The 13,715-nt window shown below is 47.5% G+C and carries 12 protein-coding genes; 8 read left to right on the top strand and 4 right to left on the bottom strand.

What is annotated here, in order from left to right; translation table 11 throughout:
• Positions 1–9: 9 nt before the first annotated feature.
• A complete protein-coding gene (locus IX91_RS22980) occupies positions 10–1,341 on the top strand; it encodes an MFS transporter (protein ID WP_004747394.1) in 1,332 nt (443 codons plus the stop codon).
• A gap of 19 nt (positions 1,342–1,360) precedes the next feature.
• Here IX91_RS22980 and IX91_RS22975 read toward each other — a convergent pair whose 3' ends face one another.
• Together IX91_RS22975 and IX91_RS22970 are read right to left on the bottom strand one after the other, a co-directional pair.
• Positions 1,361–1,918, bottom strand: coding sequence for an SOS response-associated peptidase (locus IX91_RS22975; RefSeq protein WP_004747392.1), 558 nt, complete (start codon positions 1,916–1,918; stop codon positions 1,361–1,363).
• A 114-nt stretch (positions 1,919–2,032) separates the two neighbouring features.
• Positions 2,033–2,929 carry a DMT family transporter gene (locus IX91_RS22970; RefSeq protein ID WP_004747391.1) on the bottom strand — a complete coding sequence of 299 codons (897 nt, stop codon included), beginning with the start codon at positions 2,927–2,929 and terminating at the stop codon, positions 2,033–2,035.
• Between the two features lie 119 nt (positions 2,930–3,048).
• On the opposite strand from IX91_RS22970, the gene IX91_RS22965 reads away from it, so the two are divergent.
• On the top strand, positions 3,049–3,531 hold the full coding sequence (locus IX91_RS22965; RefSeq protein WP_004747390.1) for a MarR family winged helix-turn-helix transcriptional regulator: 483 nt from the start codon (positions 3,049–3,051) through the stop codon (positions 3,529–3,531).
• Positions 3,532–3,612: 81 nt separating this feature from the next.
• Here IX91_RS22965 and IX91_RS22960 read toward each other — a convergent pair whose 3' ends face one another.
• Positions 3,613–4,050: a GlcG/HbpS family heme-binding protein gene (locus tag IX91_RS22960; RefSeq protein ID WP_004747389.1), complete on the bottom strand. Its 438-nt coding sequence runs from the start codon at positions 4,048–4,050 to the stop codon at positions 3,613–3,615.
• A gap of 56 nt (positions 4,051–4,106) precedes the next feature.
• A complete protein-coding gene (gene aceB / locus IX91_RS22955; protein ID WP_004747387.1) occupies positions 4,107–5,735 on the bottom strand; it encodes a malate synthase A in 1,629 nt (542 codons plus the stop codon).
• Positions 5,736–6,048: 313 nt separating this feature from the next.
• Between aceB and gcl the strand changes: the two genes are divergently transcribed.
• The 6 genes from gcl (at position 6,049) to IX91_RS22925 (ending at position 13,630) form a co-directional block, all read left to right on the top strand.
• Positions 6,049–7,824: a glyoxylate carboligase gene (gene gcl / locus IX91_RS22950; protein ID WP_004747386.1), complete on the top strand. Its 1,776-nt coding sequence runs from the start codon at positions 6,049–6,051 to the stop codon at positions 7,822–7,824.
• An 18-nt stretch (positions 7,825–7,842) separates the two neighbouring features.
• Positions 7,843–8,619 carry a hydroxypyruvate isomerase gene (gene hyi / locus IX91_RS22945; protein ID WP_004747385.1) on the top strand — a complete coding sequence of 259 codons (777 nt, stop codon included), beginning with the start codon at positions 7,843–7,845 and terminating at the stop codon, positions 8,617–8,619.
• Between the two features lie 50 nt (positions 8,620–8,669).
• The gene (locus IX91_RS22940) at positions 8,670–9,566 is read left to right on the top strand and encodes a 2-hydroxy-3-oxopropionate reductase (RefSeq protein WP_004747383.1); all 897 of its coding nucleotides are present in this window, start codon (positions 8,670–8,672) and stop codon (positions 9,564–9,566) included.
• A 371-nt stretch (positions 9,567–9,937) separates the two neighbouring features.
• Positions 9,938–11,080 (top strand): sugar diacid recognition domain-containing protein, encoded by a 1,143-nt coding sequence (locus tag IX91_RS22935; protein WP_038197483.1) that lies wholly within the window; start codon positions 9,938–9,940, stop codon positions 11,078–11,080.
• A gap of 138 nt (positions 11,081–11,218) precedes the next feature.
• Positions 11,219–12,484, top strand: a complete 1,266-nt coding sequence (locus IX91_RS22930) for a GntP family permease (RefSeq protein WP_004412799.1) — start codon at positions 11,219–11,221, stop codon at positions 12,482–12,484.
• Positions 12,485–12,493: 9 nt separating this feature from the next.
• Complete coding sequence (locus tag IX91_RS22925) at positions 12,494–13,630, top strand: glycerate kinase (protein WP_004747381.1); 1,137 nt, start codon at positions 12,494–12,496, stop codon at positions 13,628–13,630.
• Positions 13,631–13,715 lie beyond the last annotated feature (85 nt).

Raw genomic sequence — 13,715 nt, 5'->3', positions numbered from 1 at the left:
GAGTATTTAATGACTCTCAAACAAATCCTTCAAATCCGCAATGTTCGCTGCTTCTTAATGTTCCGAAGCAGCTACTTTGCGCGCTTTTACTATCCAGTCTTCACTTTACTCTACTTAGACTATGGTTTGACCCTTTCTCAGTTTGCTATGCTCAATGTAGTTTGGGCGGCAACCATTGTTCTAGCAGAAGTACCATCGGGTGCATTTGCCGATACTCTAGGGCGTAAGAAGCTGGTGGTGCTGTCCTCAATTGTCATGTTTATAGAAATCGCCATGATCGCCTTTGTTCCGACTGGCAATCCCACCTTAGTGTTCATGGTATTTTGGGTAAACCGGGTCTTGAGCGGTTTGGCTATGGCACTAGCCAGTGGTGCCGATGAAGCACTGGCTTATGACACGCTTAAAGAGCAGGGTAAAGAAGAACTTTGGCCGCGAGTGTTGCAGATTCAATTACGTATCGCTTCAAGTGTCGGCATAGTTGTTACCTTGGTAGGCGCTGCAATGTACGACGTTAACTTTATGGCTCATGTCTATCATCTACTGGGATTTTCAGCGCCAGAAACAACCCAAGATATAATGCGCATCCCTGTTTATGCGACCTTATTTGTTGCCCTTATCGCCATGTACGCAGCATTTAGCATGAGGGAAGAGAAGAAGACGCTGCCAAGTGACAGCGGTAAGTTGGCAACGACGATGGCAAGTCTTAAGCTCACCATGAACACGGGTAAGTGGGTGATCTCCACACCCTATGTTCTGTTTATTCTGCTTTATTACAGCCTGTTCGAGCACACTTCACGGATGTTTTTAACCATGAACAGCCAGTACTATCGAGCGATCGATATTCCCATCATCTATTTTGGGTTGATTGGCGCAGGGATAAGTTTGCTGCAAATTGTATTAGCGGGGCAAAGTCGAAAGTTGGCGGAGAGCATCGCTCCGAGAAGGTTTATTGCCATCATGGGAATCGCGACGATGGCAACCTATTACTGGATTAGCTTAGGCTGGTCTATTTACGGGGTGATTCCGGCGTTGCTATTAATCTTCATCATCATGACGATGAACATCTTCATTAGCTACCACCTCAACAAAAACACCGAATCACACAACCGAGCCACAGTACTGAGCTTTAAAGGGCTCATGTTTAACCTCGGCTATGGGATGATTGGTATTTTGTACGCTTACTATTACAAATTGCTGTCTAAAAACTATAGCGAAGAGCAGATAGAGCAACACATCGACTTTATTGCGTCTCTTTCTTCATTCTTCTACTACTTTACGTTTTTGTTTGTTGCTATCAGTCTGTTTTTCTACGTGAAAGACAAGCAAAAGCCGATTTTCTAAGTCCTGTTAACCTGTTGGGCTAGCTTATTCTTAATGTTTGATTGTATTCAACATTCAATAAAGAGTGAGCTTGCTCTACGGTTCCTGTAACCCAGTTAGGAACATGTTTTGCGTCAATCAGTAGCGGCATGCGGTGATGATATTGAGCGCATTGCGAATTGGGCTTGGTGGTGAGTGTGACCACTTTTGAGTTGTTTTCGAGTGAGATAGCTGCCATGTACAGGGCTCCTTTGTTTGGCTGCTCAAATAGGTATTTCACCTTTCGCCCTTGTTCCTCACGCCACTCATACCAGCCACTGCATGGAACAATAACCCGACTGAACTGAAACGAACTCGCAAAGGTGGGTTTCTGCGTCACAGTTTCTGCTTGGGCGTTAATGATAACTCGCTTTGCCCAGTCAGGCTTAATGCCCCAAGCGAGGTTGCGCTGCTGTAGTTTGCTGCCATCACTGGCTAAACAAGCCACCTGCTCTGTCGGACGCAAATCGTTGTTGCTATGAGTATTAAAATTTAAGCCAAGCTGTTCACAGACTATATTGCACAAGGGATCGTCGATGACATTGAGTCTTCCGCACATTGCTTCCACCTTTCTAAAATGAGCTTAGTCAGTATAGCAATCACGTAGGAACCGTTTTAAAAAGTAAAAAGCCGCGCTAAGTGGCGCGGCTATTTAAGAGACAATTTGTGCCCATTAGCTTTGGCACTCAGCAGGCGCTGGCCTGTTTTGTCTTATGGCGAGTATCGCTTGAGGTAACAAAGACATCACAATCATGCCGATCATCAAGCTGTACTGGAATGGGGTAAAGGATTCACCGAGCAAGATAAGTCCAGACACGATCCCCGCGATCGGATTGGCGATACCCCCAAAGGTAAAGTCGACCACAGACATACGTTGCAATAGCCACACATACATGCCGTACCCTAGTGCCGTGTTAAGCCCGACAACCCATAATAAACCAGACAAGTTGGTCATTGAGAAGTTGTTGAAAATCGCGGCGTATTTTGCTGGTTCCATCGCCCCTTGAACACCTGCGGCGATAGACAGAATCACACCACCTAGGATGAGCTGCCAGGTTAAGACTGTCCACCAGTGCATACGATTGCCGAGTGATTTAGTGATCGAGCTGCCAACCACAATACACATGATCGCCGCGAGCATAGCCCCCAAACCAATCGGATTTAGGCTAATTGAACCTGGATCAAACAGCATCCAAGCGAGCACGATCAAGGTGGCACCACATACCGACTGAATCAAGCCTGGGCGATGTTTGTTGATCAACCAGTTGTAGAGCATCGCAAATACAGGTACTGAAATCATGCCAACACCAGAAATGGCAGAAGGCAACGTTAGCGCCATGACAAAGATAAGCCCGAAGAAGGTCGCAATATTGATCAAACCTAAGCTAAACAAAATCTGCCAGTCGCCTTTTTTCGGCAGGCTTGGCTTAAATGCCAACAACAGAAGTCCGGCTGGTAGTGCACGGATCGCACCCAGCAATAGGGGAGGCCAGTCCGCAAGAGTGTATTGCGTGACGGCATAAGTTGTTCCCCAAAAGAACGCCGGAATCATGGCAAGTAATATATTCATAACAACTATCTTTACGTTAAGATACTTTTGTGAGGAATGTACGCCTAAAAACGCTGTTTGTAAAGTATCTTTATGTTAAGATATTCAAAACAGCATTTTGTTACTGGAGACAAATATTCATGGACGCTATTGATAGAGTAGTAGACCAGTGGGCTAAGGAAAAGCCAGAGCTAGAAACTGAACCTATGGCGATAATGGGTCGATTGATGCGCATTGCCAAGTATATGGAGACAGAAGTGGCTCAGCTACATAAGCGCTATGACTTGAAACTTGGGGAGTTCGACGTGTTGGCGACTTTGCGTCGTAGTGGTAAACCTTTTCGCTTAACCCCTTCAGAGCTGATTGATTCTATGATGCTGACATCTGGCGCGATGACGAACCGATTAGATAAGCTTGAGTCTAAAGGTTTGATCAGCCGCGAGCACAGTAAAGAAGACCGTCGTAGTGTGACGGTTGAGCTAAGCCAAGATGGTTTTGTGCTGATCGACAAAATTATTGAAGAGCACGCCGCAGTACAGGAAAAGCTGGTTAAAGGTATTAATGCTAATCAGAAGAAACAGATGAACACTATTTTGAAAGGCTGGCTGACTCAATACGAGTAATCTCTTCGAAAATACGAAATAGAAAAACGCCCTCATTTGCGTGTGCAACTGAGGGCGTTTTGTTTGCTTTGTTAGTCAGTGTTAAGAGACGGCGTCATCACAATAAAGCTGGGCGTGGTCAATTCCCCCGAGTGCGCAGCTTTCATCGATATCAGATAAATCACCACTGACCCCAACTGCACCAAGAATGTTTTTCTCGGCATCGCGAATGAGCAATCCTCCTGGAACCGGAACCATATTACCGTGTGCGAGAACATTAACAGCGGAGATAAATGCAGGTCGATTGTCGGCATCCTGAGCGAGCTTTCGCGAGGAACACCCGAGCGCTAGTGCGCCCCAAGCTTTAGCAATCGCGATATCTGGTCGCATCATACTAGAACCATCTTGGCGTTGTAGAGAGATGAGTTTCCCTCCACTGTCGAGAACGGCGACCGTGAGCGGTGCGCTTTTGCTCTTTGAACCTGCCTGAAAGGTACCGTCAATGACGGAGAGTGCTTGATCTAGAGTTAAACTTCCCATGTTATCTCCTGTTAATGTTCTACCGACCTAGCTCGAATAGACGAACTAGGTTGGTATTACGCAGCCCCGTTAAGAAGCTGATAGCTTGGTAAGGTCAGGAAGGTGGCGAACTCTTTCGCTGTTGACAGCTCGAAGAAAAGGTCAGCGGTTTGTTCAAAGCGGCCAGCTGCGAATCGAGCATCGCCCACTTCCTGTTTGATAGTGTTGAGCTCTTGATACAGCCATTGGTGGAAAAGCTCTTTGGTAAAGGTTTGCCCATCATCAAGTTCGACTGAGTGATGAATCCATTGCCAGATATTAGCGCGCGAGATCTCTGCCGTTGCGGCATCTTCCATCAAGCCATAGATCGGCACACAACCATGGCCTTGAATCCAAGCTTCGATGTAATAAAGCGCAATACGGATATTTTTGCGAACGCCAGCTTCATCGCGTGTCCCTTCACACGGTTTTAGCAGCAAATCAGCACCAATTTCATGTGTTGGGCTGACAAAATCGAGTTGGTTTGGCTTTCCGTCAAGGTTTTTATCGAATACAGACATTGCCAAATCGACGAGCGCTGGATGTGCAACCCAAGTTCCGTCGTGGCCATTGCGAGATTCACGCTCTTTATCCTCGATCACTTTGGCGGTCACTCGCTCCATCTCTGCAGGATCTTTGGCTGGGATGAAAGCTGACATACCGCCCATTGCCAAGGCGCCACGCTGATGGCAAGTACGTACTAACAGTTGGCTGTAGGCATTAAGGAATTCTTTATCCATCCCAACCACGTGTCGGTCTGGAAGAATGCGGTCGGTGTGGTTTTTGAGGGTCTTGATGTAACTGAAGATGTAATCCCAGCGGCCGCAGTTCATTGCGACGATATGGTCACGCATGGCGTAAAGCATTTCGTCCATTTGGAATACGGCAGGTAGCGTTTCAATCAGAACGGTCGCACGAATCGTGCCTCGCTCGACACCAAAGTAATCTTCAGTGAAAGAGAAAACGTCATCCCACCATTGTGATTCTTCCATGCTTTCTAGCTTAGGAATGTAGTAGTAAACCCCAAGTCCTTGCTCTGCTCGTGATAGATAGTTGTGGTAGAAGTAGAGCGCGAAATCCATCAAGCAACCAGGAATGGGTTTATCGTCAAATTGGATCGATTGCTCCGGCAGGTGCAGGCCTCGCGGACGGGCAATCAGTAGGGCTGGGTTATCACTTAGCTGATAATGTTTGTTTTTTGCTTCATCGTGATAACTGATCGTGCGGGCATTGGCATCGCGCAAGTTGATCTGCCCTTGAACCATGTTCTCCCAAGTAGGGGAAGAGGCGTCTTCAAAACAACACATAAAGACCTTAGCACCTGAATTCAGTGCGTTGATCACCATTTTGCGATCAATCGGGCCGGTTATTTCTACTCGACGGTCTAACAGTTCAGGTGGCGGAGTGGCGACTTTCCAGCTCTTGTTGTCACGAATAGATTGTGTATCCGCTCGGAAATTCGGTAGTTCGCCAGCATCAAAACGCTTTTGTTGCTCTTCGCGAGCAGCAAGTAGTGCATCTCGGCGTGGAGCAAACTTCTTAACGAGCTTGGTTAAGAATGAGAGCGCTTCTTTGTTAAGGATGGTTTGGTATTCAGGGTTGTCCATGTTACCGACTACGCGCAGACAGGCGGTTTCTTCTCTTTCTGCTACATCGTTCAGACTCATTGTTCGTCTCCTTTAAACAATATCGAATGATTTTGTGTACAAAAATCATGTTGCACGAATACTTATATTTCAATTCATGTAAACAATCAAAGGGTATTTAACATTTATTTTTCATTTACTCTCTTAGGAAAATATTTTTATGTAAAGATATTTTATATAAAGCAATGATTTCTAGGGTTTTCGGGGTTAGTGTTCGCTTCGAGTAATGGCTCTATGTTGAAAAAATGTTGCATTTAGGGGTTGCCAAATTCTGAATATGATTCATAGTACACAAAGTATCTTTGAATTGTATACAATCGAAATGGAGGTTCGCATGGCAAAGATGAAGGCAATTGAGGCGGCGGTAGAAGTACTTAAGAAGGAAGGTGTAGACATTGCCTTCGGTGTTCCTGGCGCAGCGATTAACCCAATGTACGCGGCAATGAAAAAGCTCGGTGGTATTGATCACGTACTTGCTCGCCATGTGGAAGGTGCTTCGCATATGGCAGAAGGCTACACACGTACCAATCAAGGTAACATTGGTGTGTGTATCGGCACATCGGGTCCAGCGGGTACCGATATGATCACCGGATTGTATTCTGCATCAGCGGACTCAATTCCAATCCTTTGTATTACAGGGCAAGCGCCACGAGCTCGCCTGCATAAAGAAGATTTCCAAGCAGTAGATATCGAATCTATTGCCAAACCTGTCACTAAGTGGGCGACAACCGTACTAGAGCCAGCACAGGTGCCACGTGCATTCCAGCAGGCGTTTCACCTAATGCGCTCAGGCAGACCTGGCCCGGTACTGATTGACTTACCATTGGATGTTCAGCTGACGGAAATCGAGTTCGATATTGATACTTATGAACCGTTGGAGGCATACCAGCCAAAAGCAACACGTGCTCAGGTAGAAAAAGCCATCGAAATGATGTGTGAGTCTGCTAACCCAGTGATCGTTTCTGGTGGTGGTGTTATTAATGCGGGAGCTGAAGCGTTACTGCAACAATTCGCGGAAATTACAGGTGTTCCAGTGATTCCAACTCTGATGGGGTGGGGCTCCATCGCGGACGACCATGAACTGATGGCAGGTATGGTTGGTCTGCAAACGGCGCATCGTTACGGCAACGCAACCTTGCTTGAATCCGACTTTGTGTTTGGTATCGGTAACCGATTTGCTAACCGCCACACCGGGTCTTTGGATGTGTATACCAAAGGGCGTAAGTTCGTTCACGTTGATATTGAGCCGACTCAAATTGGGCGTGTGTTCTGTCCGGATCTTGGCATTGTTTCTGATGCCAAAGCAGCACTTGAACTGCTGGTGGAAGTGGCGCGTGAATGGCGTGACGCAGGTAAATTACCAAACCGCAGCGCGTGGGTTGGCGAATGTCAGCAGCGTAAAGCGACGATGTTACGTAAAACTCACTATACCGACGCACCGATTAAACCAATGCGTGTTTATGAAGAGATGAACAAAGCATTTGGTCGCGATACTTGTTATGTCAGCACGATTGGTCTTTCTCAAATTGCGGCAGCGCAGTTCCTACACGTGTATAAGCCACGTCATTGGATTAACTGTGGTCAAGCTGGCCCGCTAGGTTGGACGACACCTGCCGCACTTGGCGTACGTGCCGCGGATCCTAATCGCGATATCGTTGCTATCTCTGGTGACTACGACTTCCAATTCATGATTGAAGAGCTGGCCGTTGGCGCGCAGTTTAACCTGCCGTATATCCATGTTTTGGTAAACAACTCTTACCTTGGTCTGATTCGCCAAGCGCAGCGTCAGTTCGACATTGATTATTGTGTTCAGTTGGCGTTTGAGAACCAGAACGCACCAGAGCTCAACGGCTATGGTGTAGACCATGTGACGGTTGTTGAGGGCTTAGGTTGTAAAGCGATTCGAGTGACTGACCCAGAGCAGATGCAAGAGGCGTTTGCTCAAGCGAAAGAGTTAATGAACAAGCACAAGGTGCCTGTTGTGGTTGAAGTGATTCTAGAGCGCGTAACCAACATTGCGATGGGCGTCGAGATTGACTCAATCAATGAGTTCGAAGCCTTGGCAGAAAGCGCTGACGACGCACCAACGGCGTTAATCAATAACAGCTAACAGAATAAGGAAATCAAAATGGCAAAGTTTGCAGCAAATTTATCCATGTTGTTTACCGAATTGGACTTCGAAGATCGCTTTGAGGCCGCAGCAAAGGCGGGTTTTAGTGGCGTAGAGTATTTATTTCCTTACGTCTTAGAAGCCGCTCAAATCAAGGAGAAACTTGATGAAAACCAACTTACCCAAGTGCTGTTCAACCTTCCGGCCGGCGATTGGGAGGCGGGCGAGCGCGGTATCGCGGTGGACCCAAACCGAATTGAAGAGTTTCAAGCAGGCGTCGCCAAGGCCATTGAATACGCCAAAGTATTGGGTAATACCCAAATCAACTGCCTCGCTGGGATCGTTCCACAAGGGGTAAGTCAACATGATGCGCATGCGGCGTTTGTTATCAACCTACGTTATGCCGCGCAGGCTCTAAAAGAGGCTGGCATTCGCTTAGTGATTGAAGCCATCAATACGCGTGACATCCCGGGATTCTTCCTCAACACCACTGAGCAGGCGAAAGCGGTGATTAAAGAAGTGGGTAGTGACAACCTGTTCATTCAGTACGACATCTACCACATGCAGATCATGGAAGGAGACTTAGCGCCAACCATGAGTGCCAACATCGACCAAATTGCCCATGTGCAGTTAGCCGACAACCCAGGCAGACATGAACCGGGTACTGGGGAGATTAACTACCCATTCGTCTTGAAACATCTTGATGAGCTTGGTTATCAAGGGTGGGTTGGCTGTGAATACAAGCCGAAAACCACCACCACTGAAGGCTTAGATTGGATCAACCTATACCGCTAAGTGCGGTCTGTGCCCGCCAAAGGGTGGGCTAACGTTACGGAGAACAGAATATGAAAATTGCATTTATTGGTACAGGTATTATGGGCCGCCCAATGGCAGCGAACTTGCAAAAAGCCGGTTACGACATTGTGCTATCTGATCACTTTAACCCAGCGCCAAAAGACTTGGTGGATGCAGGAGCTCAAGTTGTTAACTCTGCACAAGCAGCCGCTGAAGCAGCAGACGTTATTATCCTTATGGTGCCAAATACACCACAAGTAGAAGATGTGCTATTTGGCGAGAAAGGTGTTGAAGCAGGCCTGAATGCGGGTGGTGCTGAAGGTAAGCTTGTGATCGACATGAGCTCAATCTCACCAATGGCAACCAAAGCGATTGCTGCGCGCATCAATGAAAGTGGTGCACAGTACCTAGACGCACCAGTGTCTGGTGGTGAAGTCGGTGCGGTTAACGCTACGCTAAGCATCATGGTAGGTGGCGCGCAAGAAGCGTTTGATAAAGCTCGCCCTCTATTTGAGGTGATGGGCAAAAACATCACCCTAGTCGGAGAAAACGGTGCAGGTCAAACATGTAAGGTCGCCAATCAGATTATCGTGGCACTTAACATTGAAGCGGTTTCTGAAGCGCTGGTGTTTGCTTCAAAAGCGGGCGCTGATCCAGCGCGTGTGCGTCAAGCGCTACTAGGTGGGTTTGCAAGCTCTAAGATCTTGGAAGTCCACGGCGAGCGTATGATTGAAGGCACGTTTGACCCTGGTTTCAGAATCTCGCTGCACCAGAAGGACTTAGATCTCGCGCTAACGGGTGCCAAAGAGTTAGAAGTTGCACTGCCTAATACGCAGAACGCACAAGAGCTGTTTGAAGAGTGTGCAGCTCAAGGCGGACAGGACTGGGACCACTCAGCGCTGATTAAAGCGATTGAGAAGCGCTCAGGACATTCGATTCGAGATTAGGGTCTACTGCCTCTAGTTTCCGTCTGGGGTAGCAAGGACTCCTCTCCCTCGCTATCCCATACCAATCACGACAAGCATTTGATGGTGATTGGTATCTATATATCAATCTTGCTGACTAGCCGTTGTGGGGGAAATCAGTCGGGTTGATATTACTTAAATCGCGTAGTTTTTCGTCTCCTTTTGTACGCGTTCCCGTTGTAAGGCAACAGGTAGAGGCTCGTTCGGGCCTCGTCTTAGCAGGCACCTCGCGTGCTTACATCGGGATTTTTTCTTGGTTACTCAGCTGCAGGCACTGTTGGCGCAATAAAAGCGCGGGGGAGTTGTGCTATGTTAGCCCTAGGAAGAGTATGGCTTCGAGTACGAGTAAAGAGATGCAGCTAAATACGTTAATCGCGAGACAAATCGTTGAGCGCGCGACAAAAATTATCCAGTTTCCTGTCAATGTGATGGATGAGAACGGGATAATTATCGGCTCAAGCGATCCAGCGCGATTGCACCGAACCCATGAAGGCGCCTTATTGGCGATACATGACAACCGAACAGTTGAAATTAATCATACGGTTGCCAGTACTCTGATTGGTGTAAAAGAAGGGATTAACTTGCCTATTTTGCATCAAGATAGTGTGATTGGTGTAGTCGGTATTTCAGGGCAGCCTGAAGAGGTCAGACGCTATGGCGAACTGGTTAAGATGACCGCTGAACTCATCGTTGAGCAAGCTGATTTAATGGCTCAGATTCAGTGGAATAAACGTCATAGAGAAGAGCTACTGCTGCAGCTAATACAGGGTTCTACCTTAAATGAAACCCAGCTGCTATCGATAGCAGAACGATTAGATTTGGATTTAGCTCAGCCAAGGATCGCTGCCACAGTTAAGGTGATACCTAAGCAAGGTCAACCTTTGACGTTAGAGCAGTTGCAGAAGCTAGTGCACCTGTTGGAGTACCCAGAGCGAGACAACATTGTAGGTATTGTGTCTGTCTCTCAAAACGAAGTTGTCGTGCTCAAGCCAGTGACCTTAGTCGACAATACATGGAGCAAAGCTGAAGAGAAAAAGCGGGTTAAACGCCTGCTTAAGCGGATCGCTCAAGAGGCGGATTTTACGGTCAAAATCGCCATGGGAGAGTATTTCCCCGGCCTTACCGGGTTATCTCGCTCTTATGAAACGGCCAAGGCGACCCTAGCTTGTAGCGATGAAAGCAAAGACGCGATCTTATTTTATCAGGAGCATAAGCTGTCGGTTCTGATTGATAATTTGAAGCAAGATGAGTGGCGTCGCAATCAGATAAGTCACCCGATTGAAGTTTTGCAGCAACACGATAGTAAAGATGTTCTGGTTAAGACGTTAAAGGAATTTTTTGCTCAGGATTGCGATCTGGCTCAAACCTGTGCAGCTCTCCATATTCACCGCAATACACTGCGTTACCGAATAGAAAAGATTGAAGAAGTTACAAGTTTAAAAATCAATAAGTTAGACCATAAAGTTCAACTGTATTTAGCCCTAAAATGTGTGTGATTATTTGAAGGTTTTTGTCATTTTGCACAAAAACGTTCGTTTCAGATAATAATAAATCTGTCATTTTGCATAAAGAATTTATTTGTCTCTGCTCTTACTCTTCAGGCAGTTCACAAAATAATCGGAAATAACAACAAAATGATAGAAGTCACTACCCTTGGTGCGTTGACCGCTTTGGTCGTCGCCATCGCCCTTATTTTGAAAAAAGTGCCGCCTGCATACGGCATGATTATTGGTGCCTTAATTGGTGGTGTGGTCGGTGGTGTATCACTGACTGACACAGTTTCACTGATGATTGGTGGTGCGCAAGGTATCGTTACTGCGGTACTCCGTATTCTTGCCGCTGGTGTACTAGCGGGCGTCTTGATTGAGTCGGGTGCGGCAACGTCGATTGCCGAAACCATAGTGAAAAAAGTGGGTGAAACACGCGCGCTTCTTGCACTCGCTATCGCGACGATGATTTTGACTGCGGTTGGTGTATTTGTCGATGTTGCCGTTATTACGGTCGCTCCAATTGCACTCGCGATTGCACGCCGCGCTGATATCTCTAAGACCGCAATTTTGCTCGCCATGGTGGGCGGCGGTAAAGCGGGTAATGTGATGTCACCAAACCCGAACGCGATTGCAGCAGCCGACGCGTTTAATGTCCCACTGACATCGGTGATGGCGGCAGGTGTGATTCCTGGTTTGTGCGGCTTAGTATTGGCTTACTTCATCGCGAAAAAGCTTGTAAACAAAGGCTCTAAAGTAGATGCGTGTGAAGTGGTAGAAGTGGATCATTCGCGCCTACCCGCTTTTAAGGCAGCGATTGTTGCACCATTGGTTGCGATTGCACTGCTGTCGCTACGCCCGATAGCTGGTATTAACGTTGACCCATTAATTGCGCTTCCTTTAGGTGGCCTTATCGGTGCCGTAGTCATGGGGCGCTTTGCAGATACTAATCACTTCGCTGTTGCAGGCCTTAGCCGTATGGCGCCAGTCGCAGTAATGTTGCTTGGTACAGGTACATTGGCGGGCATTATTGCTAACTCTGGCCTTAAAGATGGATTGATTGATGTATTGACGGCATCTGGGTTGCCTTCATTCTTACTGGCACCAATTTCAGGTGCAATGATGGCACTGGCAACAGCGTCGACAACGGCGGGTACGGCAGTCGCTTCAAGTGTATTTAGCGGCACAATTTTAGAACTCGGAGTGCCAGCATTAGCAGGCGCTGCAATGATTCATTCGGGAGCGACAGTTCTCGATCACATGCCACATGGCAGCTTCTTCCATGCGACGGGCGGTGCAGTTCACATGGATATTCGCGAACGTCTGAAGTTGATTCCATACGAGTCTGCGGTAGGTCTAATGATCGCCTTCGTCTCGACCATGATGTTCGGTGTGTTTGGTTTATTTGTTTAAGGAATGAAAATGAAGATTGTAATTGCTCCTGATTCGTACAAAGAAAGTTTAACTGCTATGGAAGTGGCGACTGCGATTGAAAACGGCTTTAAAAAAGTAATGCCAGACGCAGAGTTTGTTAAGTTGCCAATGGCTGATGGCGGTGAAGGTACCGTGCAGTCATTAGTTGATGCAACGGGTGGTCGCATTGTAACGGCAACGGTGACAGGACCGTTAGGTCAGCCTGTTGAAGGTTTCTATGGCTTGTTGGGCGATGGCTCTACAGCCGTGATTGAGATGGCCGCGGCATCGGGTTTACACCTTGTTGAACCAGCGAAGCGTAATCCACTGTTAACGACGACCTATGGGACTGGCGAACTGATTAAAGCAGCACTTGATGCTGGGGTGAAACATATCATTGTAGGCATTGGTGGCAGTGCGACCAATGATGGTGGTATTGGTATGGCCCAAGCGTTAGGGGCTCGCTTGCAAGACGAACAAGGCGCTGATCTAGCTTATGGGGGCGGAGCGCTTGAGAAGCTTGCTAGCATTGATTTGTCTGGTCTAGATAGCCGCCTAGCTGATGTTAAGTTAGAGGTGGCGTGTGATGTTGATAATCCACTGTGTGGCCCGAAAGGCGCATCTCATATCTTTGGCCCGCAAAAAGGCGCAACGCCTGAAATGGTAGAGCAGCTAGACAGTAACCTAGCTCACTACGCTGAGGTGATTCGCCAAACTAACGGTAAAGAAGTGATAGACCAAGCTGGCGCAGGTGCTGCGGGTGGCCTTGGAGCGGCTCTACTTGGTCTGTTTGATGCGAGCCTACGCCCAGGTATCAGCATTGTCATGGATGCAGTCAATCTGGCCGAAGTGGTTAAAGATGCGGATTTAGTGATTACTGGTGAAGGTCGTATCGATAGCCAAACCATTCATGGCAAAACACCAATCGGTGTCGCTCGCACTGCCAAACAGTACGACTTGCCTGTGATTGGTATTGCGGGAAGTATCGCGCAAGATTGCCACGTTGTGCATGAACACGGCATTGATGCCGTCTACAGCGTAGTGCTGGGAGCAACCGATCTGCCGACTGCGCTTAAAGAAGCGGCATTCAATGTCGAGATGACCTCACGTAACGTTGCCGCTGCACTGGCAATGACGCTAAAATAACTTCCCTTTACACTGTAAACGGCCGCTAGTTAGCGGCCGTTTTTGTATTTAATGAAGTTCGAGTTATAGAGGCAATTGGCACCTA

The sequence above is a fragment of the Vibrio tubiashii ATCC 19109 genome (genome assembly GCF_000772105.1).
Taxonomy (GTDB): Bacteria; Pseudomonadota; Gammaproteobacteria; order Enterobacterales; family Vibrionaceae; genus Vibrio; species Vibrio tubiashii.
The sequence above is the reverse complement of the archived record's forward strand: the minus strand, read 5'-3'. Positions and strand labels throughout refer to the sequence as shown.

Coding starts and splice junctions, on each gene's coding strand:
- IX91_RS22935 (WP_038197483.1), top strand. CDS start 9,938: ATGCAGCTAAATACGTTAATCGCGAGACAAATCGTTGAGCGCGCGACA.
- IX91_RS22970 (WP_004747391.1), bottom strand. CDS start 2,929: ATGAATATATTACTTGCCATGATTCCGGCGTTCTTTTGGGGAACAACT.
- IX91_RS22965 (WP_004747390.1), top strand. CDS start 3,049: ATGGACGCTATTGATAGAGTAGTAGACCAGTGGGCTAAGGAAAAGCCA.
- aceB (WP_004747387.1), bottom strand. CDS start 5,735: ATGAGTCTGAACGATGTAGCAGAAAGAGAAGAAACCGCCTGTCTGCGC.
- IX91_RS22940 (WP_004747383.1), top strand. CDS start 8,670: ATGAAAATTGCATTTATTGGTACAGGTATTATGGGCCGCCCAATGGCA.
- IX91_RS22975 (WP_004747392.1), bottom strand. CDS start 1,918: ATGTGCGGAAGACTCAATGTCATCGACGATCCCTTGTGCAATATAGTC.
- hyi (WP_004747385.1), top strand. CDS start 7,843: ATGGCAAAGTTTGCAGCAAATTTATCCATGTTGTTTACCGAATTGGAC.
- IX91_RS22925 (WP_004747381.1), top strand. CDS start 12,494: ATGAAGATTGTAATTGCTCCTGATTCGTACAAAGAAAGTTTAACTGCT.
- IX91_RS22960 (WP_004747389.1), bottom strand. CDS start 4,050: ATGGGAAGTTTAACTCTAGATCAAGCACTCTCCGTCATTGACGGTACC.
- IX91_RS22980 (WP_004747394.1), top strand. CDS start 10: ATGACTCTCAAACAAATCCTTCAAATCCGCAATGTTCGCTGCTTCTTA.
- gcl (WP_004747386.1), top strand. CDS start 6,049: ATGGCAAAGATGAAGGCAATTGAGGCGGCGGTAGAAGTACTTAAGAAG.
- IX91_RS22930 (WP_004412799.1), top strand. CDS start 11,219: ATGATAGAAGTCACTACCCTTGGTGCGTTGACCGCTTTGGTCGTCGCC.